31 protein-coding genes and 1 tRNA gene are annotated in these 24,829 nt (G+C 64.8%); 16 read left to right on the top strand and 16 right to left on the bottom strand.

The annotated features are described in order from the left end of the window. Together purS and MU558_RS10260 are read right to left on the bottom strand one after the other, a co-directional pair. Positions 1 to 252, bottom strand: a complete 252-nt coding sequence (purS, locus tag MU558_RS10265; RefSeq protein ID WP_246966160.1) for a phosphoribosylformylglycinamidine synthase subunit PurS — start codon at positions 250 to 252, stop codon at positions 1 to 3. Between the two features lie 49 nt (positions 253 to 301). Then, entirely contained in the window at positions 302 to 1,522 is a 1,221-nt protein-coding gene (locus tag MU558_RS10260; RefSeq protein ID WP_246966158.1) for an FAD/NAD(P)-binding protein, read from the bottom strand. A gap of 115 nt (positions 1,523 to 1,637) precedes the next feature. Here MU558_RS10260 and MU558_RS10255 point away from each other — a divergent pair, with 115 nt between their 5' ends. From MU558_RS10255 to MU558_RS10230, 6 genes are all read left to right on the top strand, one after another. Next, a complete protein-coding gene (locus MU558_RS10255) occupies positions 1,638 to 2,900 on the top strand; it encodes a GTP-binding protein (RefSeq protein WP_246966157.1) in 1,263 nt (420 codons plus the stop codon). Positions 2,901 to 2,902: 2 nt separating this feature from the next. Beyond that, positions 2,903 to 3,097, top strand: coding sequence for a DUF7511 domain-containing protein (locus MU558_RS10250; protein WP_246966155.1), 195 nt, complete (start codon positions 2,903 to 2,905; stop codon positions 3,095 to 3,097). Between the two features lie 35 nt (positions 3,098 to 3,132). Further along, on the top strand, positions 3,133 to 3,390 hold the full coding sequence (locus MU558_RS10245) for a hypothetical protein (RefSeq protein WP_246974935.1): 258 nt from the start codon (positions 3,133 to 3,135) through the stop codon (positions 3,388 to 3,390). Positions 3,391 to 3,434: 44 nt separating this feature from the next. Then, positions 3,435 to 3,719 (top strand): hypothetical protein, encoded by a 285-nt coding sequence (locus MU558_RS10240; protein ID WP_246966153.1) that lies wholly within the window; start codon positions 3,435 to 3,437, stop codon positions 3,717 to 3,719. A gap of 136 nt (positions 3,720 to 3,855) precedes the next feature. After that, the gene (locus MU558_RS10235; protein ID WP_246966152.1) at positions 3,856 to 4,806 is read left to right on the top strand and encodes a formyltetrahydrofolate deformylase; all 951 of its coding nucleotides are present in this window, start codon (positions 3,856 to 3,858) and stop codon (positions 4,804 to 4,806) included. Between the two features lie 246 nt (positions 4,807 to 5,052). Further along, positions 5,053 to 6,360 carry an acetamidase/formamidase family protein gene (locus MU558_RS10230; protein ID WP_246966150.1) on the top strand — a complete coding sequence of 436 codons (1,308 nt, stop codon included), beginning with the start codon at positions 5,053 to 5,055 and terminating at the stop codon, positions 6,358 to 6,360. An 18-nt stretch (positions 6,361 to 6,378) separates the two neighbouring features. On the opposite strand, the gene MU558_RS10225 is transcribed toward MU558_RS10230, so the two are convergent. Then, a complete protein-coding gene (locus MU558_RS10225; protein ID WP_246966149.1) occupies positions 6,379 to 6,636 on the bottom strand; it encodes a ubiquitin-like small modifier protein 1 in 258 nt (85 codons plus the stop codon). A 129-nt stretch (positions 6,637 to 6,765) separates the two neighbouring features. Here MU558_RS10225 and MU558_RS10220 point away from each other — a divergent pair, with 129 nt between their 5' ends. Next, on the top strand, positions 6,766 to 6,960 hold the full coding sequence (locus MU558_RS10220; RefSeq protein WP_246966147.1) for a hypothetical protein: 195 nt from the start codon (positions 6,766 to 6,768) through the stop codon (positions 6,958 to 6,960). A gap of 72 nt (positions 6,961 to 7,032) precedes the next feature. Here MU558_RS10220 and MU558_RS10215 read toward each other — a convergent pair whose 3' ends face one another. Next, positions 7,033 to 8,094, bottom strand: coding sequence for a phosphoribosylaminoimidazolesuccinocarboxamide synthase (locus tag MU558_RS10215; RefSeq protein ID WP_246966145.1), 1,062 nt, complete (start codon positions 8,092 to 8,094; stop codon positions 7,033 to 7,035). 252 nt (positions 8,095 to 8,346) lie between these two features. Here MU558_RS10215 and cofH point away from each other — a divergent pair, with 252 nt between their 5' ends. From cofH to MU558_RS10195, 4 genes are all read left to right on the top strand, one after another. Continuing rightward, on the top strand, positions 8,347 to 9,720 hold the full coding sequence (gene cofH / locus MU558_RS10210) for a 7,8-didemethyl-8-hydroxy-5-deazariboflavin synthase subunit CofH (protein WP_246966144.1): 1,374 nt from the start codon (positions 8,347 to 8,349) through the stop codon (positions 9,718 to 9,720). Positions 9,721 to 9,756: 36 nt separating this feature from the next. Beyond that, positions 9,757 to 10,029, top strand: a complete 273-nt coding sequence (locus MU558_RS10205) for a hypothetical protein (protein ID WP_246966143.1) — start codon at positions 9,757 to 9,759, stop codon at positions 10,027 to 10,029. Between the two features lie 177 nt (positions 10,030 to 10,206). After that, positions 10,207 to 11,172 carry a S49 family peptidase gene (locus tag MU558_RS10200; RefSeq protein WP_246966141.1) on the top strand — a complete coding sequence of 322 codons (966 nt, stop codon included), beginning with the start codon at positions 10,207 to 10,209 and terminating at the stop codon, positions 11,170 to 11,172. Further along, entirely contained in the window at positions 11,169 to 12,167 is a 999-nt protein-coding gene (locus MU558_RS10195) for a GldG family protein (protein ID WP_246966139.1), read from the top strand. Before MU558_RS10200 ends, MU558_RS10195 begins: the two co-directional genes overlap by 4 nt. Before the next feature lie 215 nt (positions 12,168 to 12,382). Here the strand turns inward: MU558_RS10195 and cofG are convergent, their stop codons facing one another. The 7 genes from cofG to MU558_RS10160 all read right to left on the bottom strand — a co-directional run bounded on the left by cofG (position 12,383) and on the right by MU558_RS10160 (position 19,400). Further along, complete coding sequence (gene cofG / locus MU558_RS10190) at positions 12,383 to 13,525, bottom strand: 7,8-didemethyl-8-hydroxy-5-deazariboflavin synthase subunit CofG (RefSeq protein WP_246966138.1); 1,143 nt, start codon at positions 13,523 to 13,525, stop codon at positions 12,383 to 12,385. Between the two features lie 619 nt (positions 13,526 to 14,144). Next, a complete protein-coding gene (locus MU558_RS10185; protein ID WP_246966137.1) occupies positions 14,145 to 15,395 on the bottom strand; it encodes an RNA-guided endonuclease InsQ/TnpB family protein in 1,251 nt (416 codons plus the stop codon). 97 nt (positions 15,396 to 15,492) lie between these two features. Next, positions 15,493 to 15,915 (bottom strand): hypothetical protein, encoded by a 423-nt coding sequence (locus MU558_RS10180; RefSeq protein WP_246966135.1) that lies wholly within the window; start codon positions 15,913 to 15,915, stop codon positions 15,493 to 15,495. A gap of 70 nt (positions 15,916 to 15,985) precedes the next feature. Then, positions 15,986 to 16,609 (bottom strand): 2-phospho-L-lactate guanylyltransferase, encoded by a 624-nt coding sequence (cofC, locus tag MU558_RS10175; protein ID WP_246966133.1) that lies wholly within the window; start codon positions 16,607 to 16,609, stop codon positions 15,986 to 15,988. A gap of 97 nt (positions 16,610 to 16,706) precedes the next feature. Continuing rightward, the gene (locus MU558_RS10170) at positions 16,707 to 17,888 is read right to left on the bottom strand and encodes a tubulin/FtsZ family protein (RefSeq protein ID WP_246966132.1); all 1,182 of its coding nucleotides are present in this window, start codon (positions 17,886 to 17,888) and stop codon (positions 16,707 to 16,709) included. Between the two features lie 320 nt (positions 17,889 to 18,208). After that, entirely contained in the window at positions 18,209 to 19,129 is a 921-nt protein-coding gene (locus MU558_RS10165; RefSeq protein WP_246966130.1) for a complex I NDUFA9 subunit family protein, read from the bottom strand. Between the two features lie 31 nt (positions 19,130 to 19,160). Then, the gene (locus MU558_RS10160; RefSeq protein WP_246966128.1) at positions 19,161 to 19,400 is read right to left on the bottom strand and encodes a hypothetical protein; all 240 of its coding nucleotides are present in this window, start codon (positions 19,398 to 19,400) and stop codon (positions 19,161 to 19,163) included. A 161-nt stretch (positions 19,401 to 19,561) separates the two neighbouring features. Here MU558_RS10160 and tmk point away from each other — a divergent pair, with 161 nt between their 5' ends. Further along, complete coding sequence (gene tmk / locus MU558_RS10155) at positions 19,562 to 20,146, top strand: dTMP kinase (protein WP_246966126.1); 585 nt, start codon at positions 19,562 to 19,564, stop codon at positions 20,144 to 20,146. A gap of 85 nt (positions 20,147 to 20,231) precedes the next feature. Here the strand turns inward: tmk and MU558_RS10150 are convergent, their stop codons facing one another. After that, a complete protein-coding gene (locus MU558_RS10150; RefSeq protein ID WP_246966120.1) occupies positions 20,232 to 20,555 on the bottom strand; it encodes a DUF7991 family protein in 324 nt (107 codons plus the stop codon). A gap of 70 nt (positions 20,556 to 20,625) precedes the next feature. Here MU558_RS10150 and MU558_RS10145 point away from each other — a divergent pair, with 70 nt between their 5' ends. Continuing rightward, complete coding sequence (locus MU558_RS10145; protein WP_246966118.1) at positions 20,626 to 21,672, top strand: thiamine pyrophosphate-dependent enzyme; 1,047 nt, start codon at positions 20,626 to 20,628, stop codon at positions 21,670 to 21,672. Positions 21,673 to 21,798: 126 nt separating this feature from the next. Here MU558_RS10145 and MU558_RS10140 read toward each other — a convergent pair whose 3' ends face one another. Continuing rightward, positions 21,799 to 22,029 carry an Lrp/AsnC family transcriptional regulator gene (locus tag MU558_RS10140; protein WP_246966116.1) on the bottom strand — a complete coding sequence of 77 codons (231 nt, stop codon included), beginning with the start codon at positions 22,027 to 22,029 and terminating at the stop codon, positions 21,799 to 21,801. 91 nt (positions 22,030 to 22,120) lie between these two features. Here MU558_RS10140 and MU558_RS10135 point away from each other — a divergent pair, with 91 nt between their 5' ends. Beyond that, positions 22,121 to 22,822 carry a potassium channel family protein gene (locus MU558_RS10135; protein WP_246966114.1) on the top strand — a complete coding sequence of 234 codons (702 nt, stop codon included), beginning with the start codon at positions 22,121 to 22,123 and terminating at the stop codon, positions 22,820 to 22,822. Beyond that, a complete protein-coding gene (locus tag MU558_RS10130) occupies positions 22,822 to 23,052 on the top strand; it encodes an Lrp/AsnC family transcriptional regulator (RefSeq protein ID WP_246966112.1) in 231 nt (76 codons plus the stop codon). The genes MU558_RS10135 and MU558_RS10130 overlap by 1 nt, the downstream gene beginning before the upstream one ends. 96 nt (positions 23,053 to 23,148) lie before the next feature. Here the strand turns inward: MU558_RS10130 and MU558_RS10125 are convergent, their stop codons facing one another. Continuing rightward, positions 23,149 to 23,676: a DUF5813 family protein gene (locus tag MU558_RS10125; RefSeq protein ID WP_246966110.1), complete on the bottom strand. Its 528-nt coding sequence runs from the start codon at positions 23,674 to 23,676 to the stop codon at positions 23,149 to 23,151. Between the two features lie 168 nt (positions 23,677 to 23,844). On the opposite strand from MU558_RS10125, the gene MU558_RS10120 reads away from it, so the two are divergent. Beyond that, a complete protein-coding gene (locus MU558_RS10120) occupies positions 23,845 to 23,985 on the top strand; it encodes a hypothetical protein (protein ID WP_246966108.1) in 141 nt (46 codons plus the stop codon). A 21-nt stretch (positions 23,986 to 24,006) separates the two neighbouring features. Here MU558_RS10120 and MU558_RS10115 read toward each other — a convergent pair whose 3' ends face one another. Both MU558_RS10115 and MU558_RS10110 read right to left on the bottom strand, forming a co-directional pair. After that, positions 24,007 to 24,396, bottom strand: a complete 390-nt coding sequence (locus tag MU558_RS10115; protein ID WP_246966106.1) for a DUF7522 family protein — start codon at positions 24,394 to 24,396, stop codon at positions 24,007 to 24,009. Positions 24,397 to 24,650: 254 nt separating this feature from the next. Beyond that, positions 24,651 to 24,734 (bottom strand) — tRNA-Leu (locus MU558_RS10110). Positions 24,735 to 24,829: the final 95 nt, after the last annotated feature.

The raw sequence follows: 24,829 nt of genomic DNA, 5'->3' as shown, positions 1-24,829 counted from the left end.
CTACCGTTCGTCGACCTCGACGTCGTAGTCGTGGATCGTCGGGTTCGCCAGCAGGCGTTCTGCCATCTCGTCGGCGCGCTCTCCGGCCTCCTCGGCCGACGCTGCCTCGAGGTCGATCTCGAACTGATCCGCCGAGCGCAGCGCCTCGAGTTCGAAGCCGAGTCGCTCGAGTGCGCGTGCGGTCGTCTCGGCCTCCGGATCGAGGACGCCGTGTTTGAGTCGAACCGTCACCGTCGCGGTGTAGGCGGTCATTACCTGAAACCCCGTAACCGTGCTCAAAAACGCTTTCGCCTTCGCTCCGTCATACACGTTCGTGGATACCTGCCTCGAGCCCGTCGGCTGCGAGCGCTCGCGTGATCCGGTCGGCCGCGCGTCTCGCCCCGGCGACGTTACCCGCGAGCGGGCCGACGGTTCCCGCGGCGAGCGCGCCGGTGACGAACAGCCGCGATCGGGAGCCGTCGACGCGTCGCCACGCGAGCGTCTCGTCGGCGAGAACGGGCATCCCGCGATAGCCACGCTCGAGGTCGAGCGACCGGGTGACGCGATCGACGAACGGATGCTCGAACACCGGCGCGAAGCCTGTCGCGAGGACGACCCGGTCGCCGGTCACGCAGCCGCCGTCTTCGAGTAGCAGGCGGACGTGACCGTCGACGGTGCGCGCCGATTCGACCTCGCCACGACGGACGGCGAGCCGTGCCGCATCGACGGCTGACTCGAAACGGTCGTGGAGGTACGGCGGGAGGGTCGCGTCGTTGCGCGCCTCGCAGACGACCTCGTAGCGCGCCCGCGAACCCGGCGGGTGGGCGTGGAGGTGTCGCTCGACGTGGTCCCAGTTGATCCAGCGCGGATCGGCCTCCGTCACCGCACGCTCGAGCGGGTGGCGGGTGAGCAGCGTCACCGGCTCACGTCCGCTCAGGCAGGTCGCGAGCTGTCCCGCCGTGATCCCGCCGCCGACGATCACCGTCCCGTCCGCGCGCTCGTCGGGGTCGAACCCGTCCCAGACGTGGACCGCGTCCGCGTCGTCGGCCCACGTCGGGCGACGATACCGCCCACCGTGGCCGATCGCGAGGACACAGTGGCGGGTGCGGATCGGGCCGTCGGTCGTCTCGAGAACCAGTTCGCCGTCGTCGCGGATCGTCTCGACGGTCGCCCGTCGGTGGAGCGCCTCGAGGTCGTGGCCGTCGATCACGTCGTCGGCGTAGTCGAGAAACAGCGACAGCGACGGCCGTCTGGGGTAGCCAGGCGTCGGCAGGAGTTCGTCCTCCCGGTCGCGAGTCTCGGCGAAGTGCTCGAGGCCGAACGGATCGGTGCCGACGTGGTGGACGAACGTCGAGCGGAGTTCGGCCATCTCACACGCCCTCGCTTTTCGCCGGAACGATTCGAGGAGCCCGTCGTGGGGGTCGACGATCGCGACGTCCGCACGCTCGAGGCCCACGTCCTCGAGCAGTCGCTGGACGAGGTACGTACCGTGGATGCCGCCGCCGACGATGGCACACTCGAGTGGTCGATCGGATGTGGTCATTGCTGTAGCTCCGTCCGTGGAGACGGTGGACGTGTACGGCCTCGACGACCGCAATAATAAGCTCTGTGATAGAGATAGCAAGAATTAATAAAACTGCAGCCCTATTATTAACAGGATGCGCGATCACTCGATTCCAGTCACGGTGCTGTCCGGAACGCTCGGAGCCGGCAAGACGACCGTTCTCAACCACGTCCTGCGCGAGAGCGACGACCGCGACCTCGCCGTCCTCGTCAACGACATGGGCGAGGTCAACGTCGACGCCGATCTCGTCGCCGAATCCTCGGACATCTCCGAGGACGAAGAGGAACTGGTCGAACTCTCGAACGGCTGTATCTGCTGTGAGCTTCGCGGCGACCTGCTCGACGCCGTCGCCGAACTCACACGCGAGCGGGAGTTCGACGCTCTCGTCGTCGAGTCGACCGGCGTCGCGGAGCCGCTGCCGGTCGCCCAGACGCTCACTATGGGCTTCGACCAGTCGGACCTCGACCCCACCGAGTTCTACGAGGAGACCGGGATCGAACCCCTCGAGCACTGCCACCTCGACACCACCGTCACCGTCGTCGACGCCCACCAGTTCCGTCGGGCGATGGAGTCGGAGGAAGTCCTCGACGACGACGGCACGAAGAAACACCTCGGCGATCTGCTCGTCGAACAGGTCGAGTTCTGTGACGTCCTCGTGGTCAACAAGTGCGACCTCGTCGACGAGGCGACTCTCGAGGAGATCGAAGAGACGCTCGAGATTCTCCAGCCCCGCGCGGAGATCGTCCGGACCGAACACGGCGTGATCGATCCCGACGAGATCGTCGACACGGGCCGGTTCGACTTCGAGGAGGCACGGACGTCGGCGGGCTGGATTCGAGAGCTCCAGGAACCCCACGAATCCGCCGAGGAGGAACACGGCGTCACTTCCCTCGTCTTCGAGGCTCGCGGTCCGCTCCACCCCGAGCGATTCGCGGACTACCTCGACTCGTTCCCCGAGAACGTGGTCCGCGCGAAAGGTCACTTCTGGCTCGCCAGTCGCGAGGACGAGGCGCTGACGTTCAACGTCGCCGGCAAGTCGATCCGCGTCGGCCCCGGCGGCAAGTGGGTCGCGGCGCTCCCGCCCGAAGAGCAACAGGCCCAGCTCGAGGCAAGTCCACAGCTCGAGGAGGTCTGGGACGAGCAGTGGGGCGACCGGAGCGTGATGCTCGTCGTCATCGGCACCGAACTCGACCACGACGCGATCCGGGCAGACCTCGAGGAGTGTCTGCTCACGGACGCCGAGCTTGACGACGACTGGACGACCTACGAGGATCCGTTCCCGACGTTCGACCTCCCGTCCGAGGCAGACGAGGAGGCCGACGCCGAGGCCCAGGAGGAGGTCGGCCTCGCCGACTGACCGTGGCGACACGTCGATCCCGACCCGATCCCGACCGCGACGACCGACTCCCGGCCGACGCTCGCGTCGCCCTCGAGCGATACGAGGACGCTCCCGACGTGTGCACGATCTACGACGCGTCGATCCCAGCCAGAGTGGCGACAACGTGGATCTCGGCCGAGGAAGGATCGTTCGTCGCACTCGAGGACGCACGGTGAGACAGCGATCGAACCAGACGACTTCCAGCAAACAGATGTCGACGGCATTCCAGACTGCGGTTCGAACGAACGTACAGCGCGAGAAACGATACGCGGCGATCGACCGTCTGGTCGCGAGCGGTGACCGGACGAGCCTCGCGGTCGTCGTCCGAACGGGCGGGCTCGACGGCGAGTTCCGAAGGCGAGCGCTCGAGGGACTCGCCGACTGCGGCGGCAGCGAGCTGCTGGCCGAGCTGGCCGATGACACGACGATCGAGCGCTCGCTCAGACGACGCGCGGAGCAACTCGCGTAGCCGCCCGGCGAGACGCACTTGGTCCAGCGAGCCGTAGTCGACCCGTGCTCGAAGACCGACTTCGAACGGCCGTCGAGAGCTACAACCGGTATCGAGAGCCGATGGCGACGGCGACCGTCCTCGAGTACTCGCCCCGTCGATTCCGGGTCCGCTTCGAGGGTCCCTTCTGTACGACCTGCTGTCGGGACGACTACTTCGACGACTTACGCTACGAACTCGAGGAACACGGCGTTCCGCTCGAGGCAGTCGACGTCGAGTCGATCGAGCAGACCGGCCTCGAGCGGTTCGACGTGACGTTCGTCGTCGACGCGGTCGACCGTCGCGACTGAATCTCGCTCCCGATCCAGCGCGTTTCGATCGTGTGCCACACTGTCGCCAACCTCGCACAGAAAGCAGGGCTTTTAGCACTCCTCGGCTTGAGAAGGGAGTGATGTTCCGAATTTCGCTCGAGCGGAGGTGGCGGCGATGACGACCGATATCACCGAGATCACGGTCGTCGGAGACGACGACACCGGGCTGGTTGCCCGGGTGACGAGCCTCCTGTTCGAGCGCGGACTCAATATCGAGGACCTGGATCAGGCGGTCCGAGACGGCGTCTTCCGGATGTACCTGGCCGTCGACACCGCCGAGATGGTCTGTACCGAGGAGAAACTGCGGGCCGACCTCCACGACCTCGGCGACGACCTCGGACTCGACGTCCAGGTCCGGTTCCCCGCGGACCGCGAGACCCAGCAGATCGCCGTCCTGGTCACGAAAGAGAGCCACTGCCTCGAGGCGCTGTTCGAGGCCTGGGCCAACGACGACCTCGGTGCCGACATCGGCGTCGTCATCGGGAACCACGACGACCTCCAGCCGCTTGCCGAACACTACGACGTCCCGTTCCACGACATCGGTATCGACGGCGGCCAGCAGGACGAGGAGAAACTGCTCGAGTTGCTCGCCGAGTACGACGTCGACCTGATCGTCCTCGCGCGGTACATGCGCATCCTCAGCCCGAACGTGGTCTTTCGCTACGAGGATCGCATCATCAACGTCCACCCCTCGCTGTTGCCCGCGTTCCCCGGCGCGGAGGCCTACCGGCAGGCCATCGAGGAGGGCGTCCGCGTCGCCGGCGTCACCGCTCACTACGTCACCACCGACCTGGATCAGGGGCCGATCATCACCCAGCGCGCCTTCGACGTCCCCGACGACGCCGACCTGGCGGAGGTCAAACGCCGTGGCCAGCCGCTCGAGGCCGAGGCGCTGCTCGAGGCGGTCCGCCTGCACCTGAACGGCGACGTCTCGGTCCACCGTGGCCGGACGACCGTCCGCGAGAACGGCGACGACTACCAGCTCGGGCTGCCCGGAGAGATCGACGAGGTCACGCCGGACCGTCCCGTCGACGGTATCGGGAGCGCCGTCGCGAACGACGACTGATACTATCGGACGTAACTGTGTGAAGATTCTCGCCACCCCGGGACGGCGAGAATCTTTCACGACTTACGTCCGGCAGTATGAGACGGACCGCTGTACGTCAGTTCCGGCATAACCACGAACTAACTGGGTTGTGTCGGGAAATCGTTACAGCAGACCGTATGACGGCTCGTTTTTGCGTCGACGATTTCTATCGACTCGAGGGCACCTGATCGCTTTATACTCACAGCCGCCTTACCCTGTGATGGCATGGCACAACAAGAAGTCCAGCAAGAGCTGTTCGTCGACCAGTACACGCTCGGTCTGGTCGGTCCGGACCAGGAGTGGGCAGGGACGGTCGCGGACGGTGGAACGATCGAGACGTACACGCCGCCGGCGTGCTGGGGACCGATGATCACGCCGAAGTTCCGCGGCGGCCACGAGGTGACCCGGCCGATCCGCGTCGAGAACGCCGAGGTCGGCGACGCCGTCGCGCTCACGATCAGGGAGGTCGAGGTGACGAGCCTCGCGACGAGTACGGGCTCGATGACCGAACGGGAGGAGGCGTTCGGCGACGATCCGTTCGTCGATCACCGCTGTCCCGAGTGTGGCACGGAATGGCCGGAGACGGTCGTCGAGGGAACCGGCGAGGACGCGATCCGCTGTGCGGAGTGTGGCGCGAACGCCTCCTCCTTTGGCTTCGAGTACGGCTTCACCGTCGCCTTCGACGACGACCACACCGTCGGCGTGACGATGGACGAAGACGCAGCACACGAACTCGCCGAGGACGCCCACGAGGTGATGGACGTCCCCGAGAACTCCCGTCAACACCCCATCGTCCTCTACGAGCCCTCGGAGATGCCCGGAACGCTCGGGCGACTCCGGCCGTTCATCGGGAACGTCGGCACGACGCCGCCGGTCGAGATGCCGGACTCGCACAACGCCGGCGACTTCGGGCAGTATCTCATCGGAGCCGACCACGACTGGGGTCTCGAGAGCGAGGAAGACCTCGGCCAGCGGACGGATGGCCACATGGACGTCTCCGAGGTACGGGCCGGTGCGACGCTAATCTGCCCGGTCAAGATCGACGGCGCGGGCGTCTACGTCGGCGACCTCCACGCGAACCAGGGCGACGGCGAACTCTCCTTGCACACGACAGACGTCAGCGGAACCGTTCGGATGGACGTCGAGGTCATCGAGGGGCTCGAGCTCGACGGCCCGATCCTCCTGCCCAACGCCGAGGACCTGCCGTACATCAGCGAACCGTACAGCGACGACGAACTCGAGACAGGTCGCGATCTCGCCGCCGACCACGGTGTCGACCTCGTCGAGGAGATGGGGCCGATCCAGGTCATCGGCTCCGGCGCGACGATCAACGACGCGACCCAGAACGCGTTCGACCGCGCCGGCGACCTCCTCGGCATGAGCGAGGGCGAAGTCCGGGCGCGGTGTACGTTCACCGGCGGCGTACAGGTCGGCCGACTCCCGGGCGTCGTGCAACTCGACGTGCTCGCCCCGATGGCCGTCCTCGAGGAGCGTGGCATCGCCCACCTCGTACGCGACCAGTACGATCTGTAGCGCCGTCTGCGTCCGGGATCAACCGCCCTGAACCGCGGGAACCACCGTCAGCGAGGCGTCCGCGGGACATGGCGTCTCGAGAGCCACGCGGTTGCCCTCGAGCGAGATCCTGACGCTCGGGCGCAACTCGTCGCCGTCGTAGAGGTGTCCTCTCGCTCGTGGGTAGGCGTCGACGAACGCCTCGACCGCGTCGGCGACGGTGTCGCCGTCGAACGCGAGACTGACCGTCTTCTCGCCGGTCGCACTCCGAAGCGGACCGTAGACCGTGATCTCCATACCTGTACCTGGCTCGGCGCGATAGAAAACGTCTCGCCGTCCGTTTCGTCGCCTCTCGTCGAACAAATTGCACACCGATGTGCATTCGCATGCATTATCGTGAAGCGCAGCGGTCACATCAACCGTCGTATGTGGAGTGGCAACACGAACGGCGACGAACGGCCCGCCCAGAAGTACTGTCTCGAGTGTGGCTGGTCTGCGACTCCAGACGAAGACGACACAGTCGAAGACGTCTCGAGGCGCGCTCTCGAGCACTTCGTGGAGACGGGCCACACGGTCGTATCGATCGACTACCTCCCGCCTCCGTTACTCGACCGGTGCTGATCTGTTTCGCACCCGGTCCGTCGTCGAATCGAGCAGTCGGCAAGCGGTTCGTGAACCGCGAATTGCGTGTTGCTACAGCCCCCGGACCGACCCGATCGCACTCGAGAGCGGCGGCGCGTCGAAGATCTCGCGGCCGGTGTACGCGTTCGTCCCGGCACAGTACATGTCTCGAGCGGTCTCGACGACCGCCTCGTCGAGCGGTTCGGGCTCGACCTCACACAGCGACTTCCAGTCGGCGACGTCTTTCGCTTTCGCCTCCGCTTTCGCGTCTTTCACCGCGTCGACCCACGCCGGCTGCGTGCGCTTGTGGTACTGTCGGAGCACTTCCTTCGACAGCTGCGTGCCCTCGTAACTGAAGCGGTTCTCGTCGAAGGTCCCGACGACGTCCGCCACCCGGATCTCGCCGTTCGCGGGCTCCCGCTCACCGTCGGCGGCAGCGGACGCCCCATCGTAATAGAGACACTCGATCTTGCCGTCCTCGTGGACCAGCCCCGCCGCGTCGGCCTGCTCCGTGACGACGCGGTTTACCTCGCGGGCGACGTCCTCAAGGTCGGCGATCGACGCCTTCCCGGCGATGTAATCGGCCTCCTCGCGGTCGAGGTAGCGGTCGCCCTCCTCGTACTTCGTGGAGAACTCGACGATCGGCTCCTCGAGGTCGACCGCCTCGTCTGGCCACTCGTCGAACGCGAGGCCGTGGTCGTCGGGTTCGGTTCGCCGCCGGAGACTCGAGCCGACGGGCACGCGGTTGCGGAAGACGATCTCGAGGGGGACGAGGTAGTTCTTGCCCGCGGACTCGTGGTAGGCCTCGTAGTCGTAGTCCCGGCCCTCGTGGGGGAGATCCGGCACCTGCGTCAGGTCGATCGCCATCTCCTGGGGCGGCCGGGTGGCGTCATCGAGGGCTACGACCTCGCCGTCTTCGACGACTCCCCGGTAGTGGGTCGGGACGCCCGCGTCCTCGAGCAGTTCGAAGTTGAACGCGCCCATGGTACAGAGACTCGCGCCCTTGTCGGGGATCTGGTCGGGCATCTTGCCCCAGTCGAACACCGAGTAGTCGTCGGTGAAGACGAACGATCCCTGGCCCAGCGAGTCCGCCGTCGCCTCCTCCTCGATGCGGAACTCTTTGACACTCGTCATTCGAGACACCTCCGGCCGATAGCGCCGCCGCGGTTCATACTCGCACTGCTGGTGCGTGGTGCAAAGAAGGTTTCAGTATTCGTCGAGAGTTCGCGGCCGTCTACGGCCTGGACTCACTCGCACCACGCCGCGGACCGCCGCCCGATCGCGTCATCGTTTCGACGCGAAGTGACGACCACACGTCGACGATCGGCGACCGGTTGGAGGACTGACCCATTACGTTTTTGCTCCTCTGATGGGTTCGTATGCACGATGGACCAACCGGTAACGGAGGGGGACCTCGAGTTCGAACACGTTCCCGAGACCGACCAGTCGTTCGAGAACGCCCTCGAGAAGGCACGAGACGGCGACCGACTCACCGTCGACGACGGGATCGAACTGCTGACGACGGGGACCGACGTCGAGGGAATCGACCGGACGCGCAAAGAGCAGGTGCTCGAGGCGGCAGACCAGCGCCGTCGGGAGGTCGTCGGCGAGGAGGTCACGTTCGTCGCGAACCTGAACAACAACGTCACGACCGCGTGTAACGTGGGCTGTCTGTTCTGCAACTTCAAAGACGCAGCCCACACGTTCGAGAGCGACTACGACGGCGAGACCGCCGGCTTCACGAAGACGCCGGCCGACTCCCGCGAGATCGTCCGCGACGCCGTCTCTCGGGGCATCTACGAGGTCACGTCCGTCTCCGGACTGCACCCGGCGCTGGCCCTCGACGACGAGCACCGCGAGATACTCGAGGCTCACCCGAATCCGAAGGAGATCAACTACGTCCCGCCCGAGGCCTACGAGACCGACCCCGGAACCTACGTCGAGCAGATCGACGCGATGAGCGTCGACGGCGTGCACGTCCACTCGATGACGCCCGAGGAGATCGACCACGCCCGCCGCGGCACCGACTGGAGCTACGAGGACGTCTACCGCCGCCTGCGGGATGCGGGTCTCGACACCGTGCCCGGCACCGCAGCGGAGATCCTCGTCGACGAGGTCCGCGACGTGATCTGTCCCGGCAAGATCGACACGGGCGAGTGGCTCGAGGCGATGGAGGCCGCCGCCGCCGTCGGCCTCGACGCGACGGCGACGATCATGTACGGCCACGTCGAGAACGAGGCCCACCGCGTCCGTCACCTGAAGCGGGTTCGCGACCTCCAGGAGCGCGTCGACGGCGCGATCACGGAGTTCGTCCCCCTCTCCTTTATCCACCAGAACACCCCGCTTTTCGAACACGACGTCGTCTCCGGTGGCGCGTCCCGCGACGAGGACGAACTCATGATCGCCGTCTCGAGGCTCTTCCTCGACAATATCGACCACATCCAGTCCTCCTGGGTGAAGTACGGCGACGAGGGTGGACTGAAGATGCTCTCGTGTGGGGCGGACGACTTCATGGGGACGATCCTCTCCGAGGAGATCACGAAACGCGCCGGCGGCGAGTACGGCGAGTTTCGGTCGTTCGCCGACTACGTCGAACTGATCACCTCGATCGGCCGGATTCCGGTCGAGCGCTCGACCGACTACGAGACCCGACGGGTGATCGATCCCGACGACCCGCCGTTTGGCCCACAGCTCGGTCCGAAAGCCGACGGCACGCCGCTGCTCGAGTCCGACGAGCGGCCGCTCCCGGCCGACGACTGACCGAGATTTTTCACCTCGTCGCTCGTCGATCCGCGTATGAACCACCTCGTTCCAGCCGCCGAGAACCGCTGGCAACTCCCGAACCACGCCCACCTCGTGGTCTACGAACGTGACGACCGCGGGCTGCTCACGATCTACGACTGCGCTGCAGCCCAGAAGCCGCCGTCTGCCCAGCTGCTCGGCGACCTCGAGTCCGTCGACGCTCACGCCGAGATCGACCGAACACCGACGGGCCGCGTCGTCAGGATGCGCGAGCCGTCGATACTCGAGCGAGTCAGCACAGGCCGGTTTCGGATCGTTCGCGAGTGAGTCGCGTCGACTGCCCGCCGCTCGAGCGAATCGACGGGCGGTCCGACTCGAGGCTGTTTCACACGTTCCAACAGCGTTCGGATGACAGTATCTGTTAACCTTTTACTTACACAACTACACTAGATAGAAACAGAATCTATTATATACCGGAATTTAAAAAGTCAGTGACGTTGTGATATGAGCTCAACACTTGCCACCCTGCGGAACCTGCTGGGGGCCGTCGCGAAGTCGTACGTGACGGTCGTCATCGTCGCCCTCCTCGTCGGTGCCAGCATGGCACCGGTCGTCTGGGGGATGACGAGCAACCCGGACGGAACAGTCGCGGTAATCGAAGTCGATTCGTCACTCTCCGAATCGTCCGCCGAGCGGATCACGGACGACCTGCGCGAGGCGCGACAGAACGACTCGATCGACGCAGTCGTATTAGAGGTCGACAGCCCCGGTGGTGGCGTCAGCGCGAGCGAGGGACTCTACCTCGCGGTCGAGCGCACCGCCGAGGAGATGCCCGTCGTCACGAGCGTCGAGTCGACGGCGGCCTCGGGCGCCTACTACATGATCGCACCCAGCGACGAGATTTACGTCAAGCCCGGCTCGATCGTCGGGAGCATCGGCGTGCGAGCGACGTACCTCGACGTGCCGCCGACTGACCAGGAGATCACGACCGGTCCCGACAAGAACGGCGGCGGCACCGAAGACGAGTACGAGGCACAGGTCGAGATGATGCGCCAGGCGTTCGTCGGGACCGTCACCGAACACCGCGGCGACGAGTTGACGCTCTCGGAGACGGAACTCGCGTACGCGAAAGTCTACACCGGCATCGAGAGCGTCGAGAACGGACTCGCAGACGACGTCGGCGACACCGAGGTCGCGGTCGGTGCCGCCGCAGACGAGGCCGGCCTCGAGGACTACGACGTCGTCGAGATGGAAAGCGAACCGCTCTCGGGTCTCTCGGTGATCATCGGCGGTGAGAGCGGCGACCGGCAGGTCGCGTCCGGCGTTCACCCACAGACCTTCGGCCAGTACGGCGCCGTCAACACGCCCACGTTCCTCGCGCTGTGGGGATCGGTCGACGACGAACGGGTCGTCGCCTCGACTGCGCTCGAGCGTTCTGTGGCCAACGAGACCGGGGGTGATCGCCCGTGAGCGTTCGCTCTCGATTCGTCGTCTTCGCCGCCGTCGTGCTCGTCACCGTCGCCGGCGTCGGCGTGGCCGGACTCGTCACCGAGCAAGGTGCGACGGAACGACCGACGGTGGATCAACAACAGTTCCAGCCGAGCGCGATCGACGCGCCGACCGTCGACCGTGGCGGGGCGATCACCTACGACGACGACGGCGAGTCCAAGACCGTCGTGATCGACGTCGCCCACTCGAACGACGTCGCCGAGGAAGACCTCGAGCCAGTCGTCTCCGCGCTGACCGCGGGCGGCCACACCGTGCAGTACCACGAGTCGTCGGACGACTTCGACAGCGAACCCGCCGCACGGCTCAACGAGACGCTGCGCGGTGCCGACGCGCTGATCGTCGTCGATCCCGGAACGCGCTACACCGCCGAGGAAGCCGCCGGCGTGAGCGCGTTCGCCGACGCCGGCGGGCGCGTGCTGTTCGCTGCCGGGCCAGACTCGGGTGGCCTCGGGGGACTGCTCGGGCTACTCATCGGCGCTCAGCCGACCAACGGCGAGTTCGCTTCCGTCACCTCGCCCGTCGGCATCGCCTACGACACCGGCTACCTCTACAACATGGAGGAGTACGAGAACAACTACAAGTCGATCTACGCGACCCCGTCGAGCGACTCCGAGTTAACCGACGGCGTCGATCGCGTCGTCTTCGATAGTCCGACCCAGGTCGTCGCAGACGGCCAGACGCTGCTCACGACACTCGAGGGAACGGAACACTCCGAAACCCGGGAGGCAGGCGAGTACGGCGTCGTCGCACGGAGCGGGAACGCGATCGCAGTCGGCGATCCCGGCTTCATGTCCAGCCAGAACTACAACCGCGCGGACAACGACGTCCTGCTCGGGAACGTCCTCGAGTTCCTCGTGACCGGCGAGAAAGAAGCCGGCGTCCCAGAGGAGCCGAGCACCGAGAGAGACACCGTCCCGCAGTCGGGATCGAGTGCACCTCGCGTGCCGGGCGAATAGACCGACGGGTCAACCGACTCTTTTTTCGACGACTCGAGCGCACAGCCGTCGTTCTGTCGGCTGTGACCGTGTGCCAACGTCTCCCCTGCGACAGGTTTCGGGTTCGTCGGCACCGACTCATAATGATGGCTGTGACTGGTTACCGACGCAACCGCAAGACGGTTCGCGGTTGCATCGGGAACGACTCACAGCTATCGTTATCACGTCCGCCGGTATCAGGGCTCGCCGCTCTCGAGGACGTTCCGGTACCGCCTCCCGGCCTCGTCGTCGGCCGCGAGCGCCTCGTGGATCCGCGGCGAGAGCCACTCGCGGTCGGCGTCGGCCGGACGGCCGTCGAACCCGTCCGTGCGCAACGCTGGCGGCAGGAACCGCTCGTAGACGGGCAGTCGTTCGTGAAGCGGAACGCCGGCGTCGTCGGCGATCGACTCGAGTTCTCGCAGGGCGGGCCAGGCGTAGTCGGGGTTGACGTGGTCGTCGGTGACGGGCGAGACGCCGCCGAGGTCGTCGATCCCACAGTCGACGAGGTCGCGGGCGGGCGCGAGATTCGGCGGCACCTGCACGGACACCTCCTCGGGGAGGGTGTGGCGGGCCATCGCCGTCACCCGACGCATCGTCTCGAGGTCGGGCGTCCCGCTGCGCCAGCGGTCGTTGTCCACGACGGGCTGGACGATCACCTCCTGGACGTGGTCGTATCGCTCGTGTAACTCGCGAATCGCGAGCAGGCTCTCCGCCCGATCGCGCCAGGACTCGCCGATCCCGACGAGGATGCCGGTCGTGAACGCGACGTCGAGCTCGCCCGCGTTCCGGATCGTCCGCAGCCGCTGGCCCGGTTCCTTGCGGCGTGGGCCCGCGTGTGCGTCCACCTCGGCGGTCGTCTCGAGCATCACGCCCATGCTCGCGTTGACGTCCGCGACCGCCGCCATCTCCTCGCGCGTCTGGTCGCCGGGATTGGCGTGCGGGAGCACGCCCTCCTCCAGGGCGACCTCGCAGGCCTCCCGCAGGTAGGTGTGGATCGAGTCGTGGCCCCACTCCTCGAGCTGGTCGTAGACGGCGGTGTAGCGGTCGTCGGGGTCGTCACCGAACGTGAAAAGCGCCTCCGTACAGCCCGCGTCGGCCCCCCGCCGACAGATCTCCCGGACCTCCTCGAGGCTGAGCAGCGACGCCTCGCCGGGCGGGTCGAAGTAGGTGCAGTAGGTGCAGGTGTAGCGACACGCCGTCGTCAGCGGGACGAAGACGTTCCGGGAAAACGATAGCTCCGGGGCGGCGGTGACGTCGGCCGGCGTGACTTCGAGCAGTCGCTCGCGGTCCTCGTCTTCGATCGTCACGTCGACGCCGTACTCGGCTGCCCCGGGAATCATCACGTCGGAGTGTCGTCGCCTCGAGTATAAGCTTTCAGTTCTGGTTAGAAGGGAGAACGAACCTGCTTGTCGACACTCGAACTGTAGAGAACTTCTCGCGGGTTATTCGTCGCCGTTGTCGGAATCTTTCGCCAGCGATCGAACGAAGTTCGAGACGAACGCGGGACCGCGGCGGACGCGTTGCTCTTCGACCTCCCGTCCCGTTTTCGGCGACTTGCTCATATTACGAGAAACGAGTGACGGAGTTAAAAAACTATCCCAGCAGCAGTAACCGATCGGTTGCTGGCTTCGGCAAACGTGTCGATCGGGTCTACTGCCCCCGCAGCCGAAAGCAGGATTCCCAAAGTGAGAAACAACACGCCAGAGCCGAGGGTCAACTGAGTGTAAAATAGCGCTTTTGCATCCCCTGCAGCCATCTCTTCTGCGTCTGCCAGCCAGGACTCGTACTCGCGAAGCATCCACTCGTTCCACTCGCGTTCCGTCCACGACGCCCGATGGAGATCTCGAAGGTGACATCCTCCTCGCCGTAAACGGAGAGGGATCGAAGATCCCTCAGGCAGTCGGGCTACGCCCGACGACGGCGAGGCTTCCCGTACCGCAGGTTGGGATATTTGCTGGTCTACGATACGGCCTGTTCTCTCGTGTTGAACGTCCCGCTCTCGCGGTCGAACAGGTGTACCGATGGCTGTGCCACACAGCCGTTACTCCTATCCTCACCGTGAGGACTCGGAGTTATCTTCTGACGCATATTCTCCGCCCCGTTACAATCCGCGTTCCCGACCAACTCGCACGACGAGCAGACGTACAGCCCACGTTCGACCCGGTTTGATTTCGTGTCGTCTCCACACCGTGAGCAGGTCTTCGACGTCTCCCACTCGTTCTCTTTCAGCACCTCGACACCACGAATCTCGCCCTTGTATTCGAGGTACTGGTAGATACGGTCAAACGCCCACGAGTGCAACTTCTTGTTACCGGTCTTGCCCCAGTCGGACTCTCGCACGTCTTCGGGCCAACTCACCGCGAGCGTGCCAACACCGCGTTCGACACACTCCGTGATGATGGTGTCCGTGAGAACGTGGTAGAAGTGTGTCTCTCGGTCAGCGAGTTTCCGGCGTGCCCACCTCGACTTCTCCGAGGGGCCGTTCTCCCCTTCGGTGTCGTACTCGGCACGTTTGAAGTAGTGCTTGTCCTGTTTGAGCGAGTTGCCGGGGTACAGGACGTACTCGTCGGGGTACGCGACCGTGGCGATGTTCTTGATGCCGAGGTCGATCCCTGCCACGCCATCTCCTGATGAGTCGTTGGTTTCGAGTTCGACTTTGCAGACGAAGTGCAGTTCCCACTCGTCGCCGTTCCAGACGGCTCGAACGTTCTGCACGCTGTTGACTTCTGTGAGGTCAACGTCTGGGCGTGTCTGGTACTCGCAGAGGATGAAGTCCGACCAGTTCTCTTTCAGGTTCGAGCCTTTCGAGAGGCGGACGCGGTTGTTCTCTGGATCGTGTTTGAACCCGTCTGCCTTGAACGTGACCGTACTCCTGGGGCGTGTGTTGCCATGTTTGCGGTAGCCGGGCGGATTCGCCTCGTCGTCCTTGTGTCGCAGGTCGAACCACGACTGAAAAGCGTCAGAAAGTTCTTCGATGACTTTCTGACTGGATTGTGCGTTCAGGTCTTTCCAGCAGGGTTGGTTCTTCATGTACGCTTTCAGCGTTCCGTCATCGGGGATTTCGCCGGTTACCTCCCAGATACGATCAGCTGTCCAGCGTGCGACGTTCCAGATCTTCGAGGCGGAGTCGCCGAGCGAATCGAGACCATCGCTGACCTGTTGGTGGTTCTGGATGGAACCAACGTAGGTGCGCGTGACCTCAATCGCCATACATAGCCCATGTAGAGAAATTTACTTAATGGTTTGGGTTAACGTGGAATATCCGGTCTGCTGTCGAGCGGTGGTTCGCGTAGTTGAGTGACGCGATTCACGCCCGGCGTAAACGCCGGGATTCTCTCGCTGTAAGAAGATAGTCCCTACTGATGCCAGTCGGGTAGTCCGATCCGACATTCGTGACGAGGGCCAGTCCGGACGAGAGAACGATCAAACAGAACCCGGCGACAGAGACGACATTAGCGAGTCGAAGTGTCGTGGGGAACGACGTGACCGCAGTTAAAATCAGTCCGACGACGATCAGATCGATCTTGAGCGTCGTCATAGCCGTCTCGTCGATGTCTCGAATCAGGTGAATCGTTTGATCGAGCGATGCTCGAGCGTCACTCCGCGCCGCTCGAAGCGCCTCAATCTCGGAATCCCAGGCAGGAAACCGATCCTGGTGCCATCGATACTCGGTTGCTGCGGTCTCCTCGTCTCGTATCGATTCGCCGAGTTGTTCGTCCTGATCGTCCATGAGACGTCCATTTTTTCTGATCTAATTTAGGTATAAAGAGATACTGATCTCCGCTTCGAGGGCTGTACTGTCACTCAGTATCGGACTTACGCCCGACCGTCACCCGTCCGTCGGTCGTCTCGAGTGCGAACCTGACCCCCTCCAGGAACGCCCGCGAGCGCTCGCCGCCGTGGAGGAGGACCTCGACCAGGTCCGCGGGTTCGTCGACGTCGGTCGAGAGTCGAAACGAGTCGACCGTCGCGAGGTCGGCGTCGATCTTGCGGGCGACCGCACGGTGGTCGAGATACGAGGTGCCGTGGTAGTCGACGCGGAAGTCGTCGTGGCGAGCGACGAACGCGTTCGTCCCGCCGCCTCGCCCTGGCGCGAGCACGACGTCGCCGGACGTCGCGAACAGCCGTTCGACGGCGTCGGGGGTCGCCAGCGCAAGATCAGCCATCACGACCGCGACAGCGTCGGGCGTCGACGCCAGGACGGCGTTGACCGCGTCGGTCAGCGGTCGGTCGTCGACGGTGACGCGAGCGTCGACGTCGACGGGTCCCGTCGCGAGGACCGTCGGCTCGCGGCCAGTCTCGCGGATCGACTCGAGGACGTCACCGAGCATCGCTCGAGCGAACGACGATCGTTCGTCTGCGTCCAGGACGGGAGCGAGACGCGTCTTCGGCGAGTCGACGGCAAACGGGACGACGACGTGCATCTTGTGGACGTTGCCGACAGGTGAGCAAAAGCGCGTCGGAGACGTGACTGCGACACGGCCGAACGCACGAGAGGTGAGGAGTGATCGAAAGACGGGCTCAGAACAGCGGCTCGAGTTCGTCTTCTTCGTCTTCGACGAGACTCTCGAGGTTGTCCTCGCTTTCGGACTGAATGTCCTCGATGTTGTCCTGGGCTTCGATCGCGACCTGCTGGAGGCGCTTGATCCGCGGGACGTTCGTGACCCCGGCGAGCAAGATTACCGCGGAGACCTCGGGCTCGTTGCGCGGGTAGTCACCACCGCGGACCTCCATGCTCCCGGTCTCCTCCTCGAGCCACTTGCGGCCGCGTTCGATTCCTTTCCGATTCAGGTACTCACTCGGGCCGGAGAGAACGAGCAGGGCGCGCTCTGCGCCGTCGATCTCACAGGGGAGCGTGAGCCGGCCGAGCGCGGCCTTGCGAACGAGGCTCGTGATTCGGTTCGTCGTGTTCGCGGCGTCGAGTCCATCGGCGTCGCCGCCATCGTTGCCCGTAAACCGCGAGAGGAGGCCACCGCCGGTGTTGAGTTCGACCTCCTCGGAGGCGAACCCGACGGTAGAGACGCCGCCGCCGGAGAGCGTGTTGATGATCTCCGAGGAGTCGACGACGCTCTCTGCGACTTCCTGTCCGTCGCCGACCTCGCCAGCCCCGAAGAGGACGCCAAAGCGACGCACGATCTCCTCGTTGATCTGCTCGTAGCCGCCCTCGACCGACTCGCCGGCCTTTCGCCAGGAGTCGTTGTCGAAGACCATCAGGTTGTCCACCTCGCGGACGAACGTCTGGAACGAGCGCGCGGCGTTTAGCGTGTAGATACCACCCTCGTCCGTCCCCGGCAGCACGCCGAGTCCGTAGACGGGAATCGTGTAGATACGCTTGAGGTGTTTCGCGAGGACGGGTGCGCCACCCGATCCCGTCCCGCCGCCCATTCCAGCGACGACGAGGAACGCGTCGACCTCGTGGGTCGGGATCGCGTCGATCGCGTTCTGTACCTCGTCGATGTCCTCCTCGGCGATTTCCGCGCCGAGCTCGTTGTCCGCACCGACGCCGTGGCCTTTCACGCGAGCCTGCCCGATGAGGACGCGATTCTCCTGGGGAATTCGATCGAGTCCCATGAGGTCGGCTTTCGCCGAGTTGACGGCGATCGCCGCACGGACGATCCCGCTTCCCGTTCGTTCGTCGTACTCGAGGAATCGATCGACGATTTTCCCACCGGCCTGTCCAAATCCGATCATCGCCAGCTTCATAGTTGATTAGGGGGCTCCGTTGCGTTGAAAACAGATCGATAAAGGACATAAACCTTGTGATGGTGTGAATTTCACAAATATTGTCGTTTCGGCGGAAATTGGCGTAAAGCACCACTATTGTGCGGCAAATCGCTTGTGATATGCTATAGTTCGTCTCTAGGGTGTTAGTTTTTTTATAACTAGCTTCGAACGAAGCTCGCGGCGGTCGACACGGAAGTACGCGGACCGCCGGCAGCGAGTCGGCGTGTCGGAGTGACGGTGCTCCGACGCACTCCACGACGAATCGCGGGCGCATCGGCACCGACGCACGGTCGTCGTTATCAGGCCGTCCGTTTGGTCGTCACCGACTCCGTCTCGCGCTCGAGTCCGAGGTACTCCGGGAGCGTCTTCAGGTCGCTCTCGTCTCGTCCGAAGGCCGTGACGTCGTTTTCGACGACGGTGTTGTCCATCTGCAGCGAGCGCGCCTGGTCGGGCCCAAACGGGACGAACGGGACGGGACCGACGGCGGAGAGGCCGATCTTCGCCACCCCCATCGGGACGGGAAGCACGGTGACGGACTTGCCGTCCGCCTCGTAGGCGAGTTTCGTCACCTCGGTCAGCGTCACCACCTCGGGGCCGCCGATCTCGTATGTGTTGCCGACGTGCTCGTCGTCGTCGACGGCGTCGGCGAGCATCGGGACGAGGTCGCCGACCCAGATCGGCTGAAACCGCGTCCGGCCGCCACCGGGCAGCCCCGTCACGTACGGCGTCGTCAACTTCTTCGTGAAGGAGACGAACTCGCCGCCGTCTCCGAAGATCACCGACGGGCGGAGGATCACCCACCCGAGGTCGGAATCTCTGAGGACTCGCTCGGCCACACCTTTGGCGCGGATGTACGCCGTGTCGCCGTTCGGGTCCGCGCCGAGGGCGCTCATCTGGACGAACCGCTCGACGTCGCCCTCCTCGGCGGCGCGGACGAGGTTTTCGGTGCCCCGGAGGTGGACGCTCTCGTGAGAGAGGCCACTCGGCGGCTGGAACAGCGGCGAGAGCGCCACGAGATTGACGACGACGTCGTGGTCGGCGACCGTTCCGGCGATCGAGTCGTACGCGCCGACGTCGCCCATCGCCGTCTCGACGCCTGCGGGGAGGTCGACGCCGCTGGGATCGCGCGAGAGCGCCGTCACCTCGTGGCCGCGGTCGTGTAGCTCTGCACAGAGGTTTGTGCCGATGAAGCCGGTTCCGCCAGCGACGAGGACGTTCATACTCGAGATACGTCTCTGGAGTGGTAAATAGCTAGTCGGCTACACAGTAAGGGAGCCAGTCGTCACAGGTCACCGAGACCACGCCACAGGTTGTGCCGAACACGGAGCCGAGTTCGATCGCACAGTCGAGGTCGATCCCGCCGCGGACGGTACAGTACGTAGAGAGCATCACGACCGGCACCACGACCATGAGGAGCCGGTAGACGATCGGGTGAGCCTCGAGAAACGACTCGATCGTCGAGACGAGTTGTGGAATGTGAACTCTGGACACGGCTTTCGGTACTATTCTCCATGCGTTCACATATTCGTTGCCCCTCGAGATTCTCCTCGAGTCGTAGCCCCGAGAGACGAGGGCAGGTCCCCGCTGGCCAGCGACGGTATCGGGCGGCTCCTCTCGACAGATTGTAGTAGTTCTCGCCGCGAGGTTCGGGCATGCTCATCACGCTCGAGGGACTGGACGGCAGCGGCAAGACGACGGTCTGGGAGGCGTTGCATGACGTCTACCCAGACGCGACGTTCACCCGGGAGCCGACGAACTCCTGGTACGGCGACGCCGTCTATCGCTCGATCGAGGACGACGACGCCGATCCGCTCGCGGAACTCTTTCTCTACACGGCCGACCACGCCGACCACCTCTCGCGCGTGATCGAACCCGCCCTCGAGCGGGGCGACCTCGTGATCTCGGATCGCTACTCGGATTCGCGGTACGCCTACCAGGGGGCGACGCTCGAGGGTGAGGTGACGCGGCCGATGGAGTACGTCATCGGCATCCACCGGGCGTTCACCGTCGACCCCGACCTCACGCTGTATCTCGACGTCGACCCCGAAACTGCGGCCGCCCGCGCCGGTGTGACGAACAAGTTCGAGCGAGCGGAGTACCTTGCTGCCGTCCGGGACAACTACGAGCGCCTGCTCGATCGTGACGCCGGTCGGTTCGTCCGCATCGACGCGACCCAGCCACCGGAGGAGGTCCTCGAGCGAGTCGAGGAGGTCCTCGAGCGCGTCCTCGAGGAGTAGTCGGTCGTCTCGTCTGCGGTCCGCCGTTCCCGGCGCAACCGCGAACTGTCTGGCGGGTTTCGGAAAACGGGTACAGCAGACCGTCTCAGTCGTCGATCGTGTCGGGAAGTTCGATCTCGTCCGGGTGGGGCATCCAGAAGACGTCGATGGTGTAGCCCAGCGTGAGTGGGAGTGCGATGACGAGCATCACGACAGCCTGCTGGGAGCCGAGATCCATGCCGAGTCCGAGCGGCCCGCTGAGCACGAGCGTCGAGAGGAACAGAACGACAGGCACCAGAAACAGGACGTACAGGATGGTCCCCCACTGCGTCTCCAGCCGAATGCGGAGGAAACGGGTCGCGACGGCGGCGATGAGCGTGTGCAGGCCGATGATCAGGAGCAGGCCGACCACCGAAACGAACGACACCATACCGACGCTAACGTCCGAGCACTCTTTTCGGTATCGGAATCACTTTCAGCGTTGCCTGCGACCATATCACATGGATCGTGTCATCGGAGAGCGTGACCTCGAGTCGGTTCCGTTCTCGGCCGAGGAGGCGATCGCACTCTATCGAGACGTCGTCAGGACGCGCCAGTTCGACGAGCGAGCGCTGGCGCTGCAACGGCGCGGGTGGATGAGCGGCTACCCGCCGTTCCGTGGCCAGGAGGGCTCGCAGGTGGGTGCCGCCCACGCGCTGTCGGCGGACGACTGGCTCTTTCCGACCTACCGATCGAACGCGATGCAGATCGCCTACGGCGTTCCGATGAGCGACATCTTCCGCTTTCGCCGTGGCCACCCCGAGTACGCGTCGGATCACGACCTGAACGTCTTCCCGCAGTCCGTCCCGATCGCGACCCAGATCCCCCACGCAGCGGGGGCGGGGATGGCCGCCACCCACGCCGACGCCGACCACGCCGTCGTCTGTTACTTCGGCGACGGTGCGACCTCGGAGGGAGACTTCCACGAAGGGCTCAACTTCGCCGGTGTCTTCGACGCACCCGTCGTCTTCTTCTGTGAGAACAACGGCTGGGCGATCTCGATGCCCAGCGAGCGACAGACCGCGAGTGACACCATCGCCGTGAAAGCCGACGCCTACGGGTTCGAGGGCGTGCGAGTCGACGGCAACGACCCCCTCGCAGTTCGTGAGACGGCCGCAGACGCCCTCGAGCGAGCGCGTGAGGGGACGCCCGTCCTCGTCGAGAGTCTCACCTATCGCCAGGGTGCACACACGACGAGCGACGACCCATCGCGATACCGCTTCGAGCGCGACGACCTCCCCGAGTGGCGCACCGCCGATCCACTCGAGCGCTACGAGCGGTACCTCCGCGAGCAGGAGGTCCTCGACGACGACCTGATCGAGACGATCCACGAGGACGCCGCTGCCGAGGTCGATCGGGCCGTCGAGATCGCCGAAGAGACGCCCCATCCCGACCTCGAGGACGTCTTCGAACCCGTCTACGAGCGTCGGCCGCCGCGCCTCGCCGAACAGCAAGCGTGGCTCGAGGAGTTCGCCACCGAACGCGACCACGGCGAACTCGAGTACTGATAACGATAGCTGTGAGTCTGTACCGCCGCAACCGTGAACCGTCGTGCGGTTGCGTCGGCGACCAGTCACAGCCATCAGTATGAATCCGGTGGTGGCGAGTCGCCCGCACGCCCCCGCCCTGACCGATTAGTCCATCGCGATGTACGTCTTCGTGTCGCTGACGCCGTCGAGTCCCTGTATCTTCGAGGAGGCGACGTCGAGTACGTCGTAGACCTCTCCGGTGTCGACCTCCGTGATGATGTCGTAGTTCCCGGCGACGATGTGGGCGTTCCCGACCGGCTCGAGAGAACGAATCTCGGATAGGAGTCCTTCCGATTTTCCGGCGGCAGTCTTCACCATAATAAACGCGTGAACCATCTGTCGCGGTGTGGTACTCTATCACACGACTAAAGTCTTTGCCCGACTGGTGGGGGTAAACTTATTCACGGGGGCCAGCGTACCCCGTCCCATGCGGTTTGTCATCATTGGTGCAGGGCGGGTCGGTCTGCGGACCGCGCGCGTGTTGCGCGACGAGGGCCACGAGGTGACGCTGGTCGAACGCGACGAGCCGCGCGTCCGCCGAGCCCGCAATCAGGACTTTCAGGTCGTCGTCGGCGACGGCTCCCGGGAGGACGTCCTCGAGGACGCCGGCGCCGACGAGGCGGACGCCCTCGGTGCGCTGACCGGCGACCTGAACGCCAACTTCGCGGCGTGTATGATCGCCAACCACTACGGCTGTCGGACGGTCATGCGCATCGACGAGGACTACCGCGAGAACATCTACCGCAAGTACGCCGACGAGGTCGACGAGGTGATCTATCCCGAACGGCTCGGCGCGATGGGCGCGAAAAACGCCCTCCTGGGCGGGACGATTCGCGCGATCGCCGACATCGCCCAGAGCTTACAGATCGTCGAGTTGACGATCACCGACGACGCGCCCGTCCGGGGCTACACGATCAGCGAACTCGAGCTCCCCGCGAACGCGACGCTGCTCGCGTTCGGCAAGCGAGATGGCGTTCTCGAGATTCCGACGGCCGACGAGTCACTCGAGACGGGCGATCGACTCGTCGTCCTCGCCGACTTCGACGTCCTGAGCGACGTCCGGCAGATTCTGGTCGGCGAGTCACCGGCTGTCGCGGCTGCAAACGCCGGTTCTGGAGGTGTCAACTGATGGTTACAGCGTTCGTCATGATCAAAGCGAATACGGGCGAGGCGGATCGACTCCGAGACAGCATCGAGGCCATCGAGGGCGTCGAGTCGGCACACATCGTCGCCGGCGACGTCGACATCATCGCGAAAGCGCACGTCGAGACGCCGGCCGCGGTCAAAGACGTCGCAGCGACCCAGATCCAGGGTATCGAGGGCGTCGAAGACACGCAGACGTACATCGCGATGGACTGAGCCGGGCTACTTCTTTGGCGTGGCGACGATAGCGTCGCTACCGCCGGTGTGTCGCCGCCTGGCGAGAACGGAACTGACCGGCGGCTTTCCCCTCGGTTACAGCGGCATCCCGCCGCGCTCGCCGTCTGCCGCCTCCTGTCCCCGCGTCTGGGCGTTCTCGAGCAGCGTCGCCGCCTCGCCCTGGTACTCGTAGCCGGGGATGATCCCCTGGGCGTAGGTCCCTTCGACGTACTCGATCAGCGTCTTCGCGTCTTCGACGCCCTCGCGAGCGTTCCAGGCGACGTACTCGAGGAGCACCCGAACCTCGTCGCCCTCGCGCTCGACGCGTGGCTCCTCGTGGGTGCTCGTGGTGGCGACGGTGAACGTGTCCTCGAGGCGGCGCTCGAGTGTCTCGAACCAGCCGTCTTCGACCACGTCGGCGACCGTCTCGCCGGCGACGGCGGCGTCGAGCGCCGGCAGGCTGATCGTGACGTGGAACTCGCCGTCACGCTTGCCCTCGGCATCGGTCGCGGTGACAGCCGTCTCGAAGACGGTCGTCGTGAGTTCGTACCCCTCGTCGGTCGCCTCGAACGCGTCGTGGGCCTCGAGTGCGCGCTCGACAGGTGCAGGACAATCGTCGGTCATCACTCGACTAGAGGCGACTGCGAGAGAAGGGCGTTACGTTCGCGAGACAGTCCGAGGGTCTCCGTCGCCGTTCGTATCGATCGTTTCACCGAGTTTCACTCGACAATCCACCGTTGGGTGGCTGAACGGGATGGATAACTACGACGGCCTCGGCCGTTGCTCGATGGCATGACCATCGACAGGAAGGTCGCCGAACGACGACGGTTCGCACGAGTACTCGGAACGACAGAGGAGGGCATCGGTCTCCCGGTCGGCCCGTCCGAAGACGCCGTCGAACGGGCTGCCCGACGCGACGCCGCCGACGACTGACGAGTATCGACACCTGGCCGCTCAGGTGAGGTCCCGCTCTTCGAGCACCGAGTTGATCGCGGTCGCGAGTTCTTCGAAGTCCTTCAGCGTGAGCCCGTCGGTCGTCACGAAGACGCCCTCGCGGTCGGACGTGACGCGGATGAGAAAGCCGTTGTCGAAGACGCGAATCGTGTACCGGTACGCACCAAGTTCGGAGCCCTCGTAGGCGGTCTGGGTGGTCTTGAACCCGCGCCACTCGTGACCGATGAACGTCGCGAGGTCGGCGTCGCGTTCCAGGTCCTCGCGCAGGTAGAGCTGTTCGAAGTCGTCTCGAGTGAAGTAGGTGACGGATCGGCAGCTGTCGCCGACGGCCGTTCGACAGGTCGTAACGAGCTGGTCGGCCGTCTCCGCGGGCAGTAGACCGGAGGCCATACCGGAGTGGGAACGCGCGACTACTTAAAACGCGTCGTGTCGACGGTCGTCGGGCCCTCTCACGGCGGTCGACACTGTGACTCGTCTCCGTCAGATCCCGCATTCCGCACTCGTCACTCGCGGATGCGAGTGACACAGTGCGAGGGCTGGGATTTGAACCACGCCCGAGAACCTGCCACTTCGTTCGCAGAACCTCGGTCTGATTCAAACCCAGCGTCTCGCAGACACGACTCTCACTGTCGATCGAGTCGGTATGCGAGGGCTGGGATTTGAACCCAGGGACCCCTGCGGGAGCGGGTCTTAAGCCCACCGCCGTTGGCCTGCTTGGCTACCCTCGCGAACGAATGCAATCGTCCGTTGACGGTTGGGGGGGATGTGCGTTTCGGTGTCCGTCGGCGACTCGAGTCACAGCGCTCGTGTCGGTTCGGCGACG

Origin of the sequence: Natribaculum luteum (assembly GCF_023008545.1) — an archaeon.
In the GTDB taxonomy this organism is placed as follows: domain Archaea; phylum Halobacteriota; class Halobacteria; order Halobacteriales; family Natrialbaceae; genus Natribaculum; species Natribaculum luteum.
Note: the sequence above shows the minus strand (reverse complement) of the source record. Positions and strands in the feature narration are given on the sequence as shown.

Excerpts from the sequence above, each read along its gene's own strand:
- purS (WP_246966160.1), bottom strand. The coding sequence starts at position 252 with ATGACCGCCTACACCGCGACGGTGACGGTTCGACTCAAACACGGCGTC.
- MU558_RS10260 (WP_246966158.1), bottom strand. The coding sequence starts at position 1,522 with ATGACCACATCCGATCGACCACTCGAGTGTGCCATCGTCGGCGGCGGC.
- MU558_RS10255 (WP_246966157.1), top strand. The coding sequence starts at position 1,638 with ATGCGCGATCACTCGATTCCAGTCACGGTGCTGTCCGGAACGCTCGGA.
- MU558_RS10245 (WP_246974935.1), top strand. The coding sequence starts at position 3,133 with ATGTCGACGGCATTCCAGACTGCGGTTCGAACGAACGTACAGCGCGAG.
- MU558_RS10235 (WP_246966152.1), top strand. The coding sequence starts at position 3,856 with ATGACGACCGATATCACCGAGATCACGGTCGTCGGAGACGACGACACC.
- MU558_RS10230 (WP_246966150.1), top strand. The coding sequence starts at position 5,053 with ATGGCACAACAAGAAGTCCAGCAAGAGCTGTTCGTCGACCAGTACACG.
- MU558_RS10225 (WP_246966149.1), bottom strand. The coding sequence starts at position 6,636 with ATGGAGATCACGGTCTACGGTCCGCTTCGGAGTGCGACCGGCGAGAAG.
- MU558_RS10220 (WP_246966147.1), top strand. The coding sequence starts at position 6,766 with ATGTGGAGTGGCAACACGAACGGCGACGAACGGCCCGCCCAGAAGTAC.
- MU558_RS10215 (WP_246966145.1), bottom strand. The coding sequence starts at position 8,094 with ATGACGAGTGTCAAAGAGTTCCGCATCGAGGAGGAGGCGACGGCGGAC.
- cofH (WP_246966144.1), top strand. The coding sequence starts at position 8,347 with ATGGACCAACCGGTAACGGAGGGGGACCTCGAGTTCGAACACGTTCCC.
- MU558_RS10205 (WP_246966143.1), top strand. The coding sequence starts at position 9,757 with ATGAACCACCTCGTTCCAGCCGCCGAGAACCGCTGGCAACTCCCGAAC.
- MU558_RS10200 (WP_246966141.1), top strand. The coding sequence starts at position 10,207 with ATGAGCTCAACACTTGCCACCCTGCGGAACCTGCTGGGGGCCGTCGCG.
- cofG (WP_246966138.1), bottom strand. The coding sequence starts at position 13,525 with ATGATTCCCGGGGCAGCCGAGTACGGCGTCGACGTGACGATCGAAGAC.
- MU558_RS10185 (WP_246966137.1), bottom strand. The coding sequence starts at position 15,395 with ATGGCGATTGAGGTCACGCGCACCTACGTTGGTTCCATCCAGAACCAC.
- MU558_RS10180 (WP_246966135.1), bottom strand. The coding sequence starts at position 15,915 with ATGGACGATCAGGACGAACAACTCGGCGAATCGATACGAGACGAGGAG.
- cofC (WP_246966133.1), bottom strand. The coding sequence starts at position 16,609 with ATGCACGTCGTCGTCCCGTTTGCCGTCGACTCGCCGAAGACGCGTCTC.
- MU558_RS10170 (WP_246966132.1), bottom strand. The coding sequence starts at position 17,888 with ATGAAGCTGGCGATGATCGGATTTGGACAGGCCGGTGGGAAAATCGTC.
- MU558_RS10165 (WP_246966130.1), bottom strand. The coding sequence starts at position 19,129 with ATGAACGTCCTCGTCGCTGGCGGAACCGGCTTCATCGGCACAAACCTC.
- tmk (WP_246966126.1), top strand. The coding sequence starts at position 19,562 with ATGCTCATCACGCTCGAGGGACTGGACGGCAGCGGCAAGACGACGGTC.
- MU558_RS10150 (WP_246966120.1), bottom strand. The coding sequence starts at position 20,555 with ATGGTGTCGTTCGTTTCGGTGGTCGGCCTGCTCCTGATCATCGGCCTG.
- MU558_RS10145 (WP_246966118.1), top strand. The coding sequence starts at position 20,626 with ATGGATCGTGTCATCGGAGAGCGTGACCTCGAGTCGGTTCCGTTCTCG.
- MU558_RS10140 (WP_246966116.1), bottom strand. The coding sequence starts at position 22,029 with ATGGTTCACGCGTTTATTATGGTGAAGACTGCCGCCGGAAAATCGGAA.
- MU558_RS10135 (WP_246966114.1), top strand. The coding sequence starts at position 22,121 with ATGCGGTTTGTCATCATTGGTGCAGGGCGGGTCGGTCTGCGGACCGCG.
- MU558_RS10130 (WP_246966112.1), top strand. The coding sequence starts at position 22,822 with ATGGTTACAGCGTTCGTCATGATCAAAGCGAATACGGGCGAGGCGGAT.
- MU558_RS10125 (WP_246966110.1), bottom strand. The coding sequence starts at position 23,676 with ATGACCGACGATTGTCCTGCACCTGTCGAGCGCGCACTCGAGGCCCAC.
- MU558_RS10120 (WP_246966108.1), top strand. The coding sequence starts at position 23,845 with ATGACCATCGACAGGAAGGTCGCCGAACGACGACGGTTCGCACGAGTA.
- MU558_RS10115 (WP_246966106.1), bottom strand. The coding sequence starts at position 24,396 with ATGGCCTCCGGTCTACTGCCCGCGGAGACGGCCGACCAGCTCGTTACG.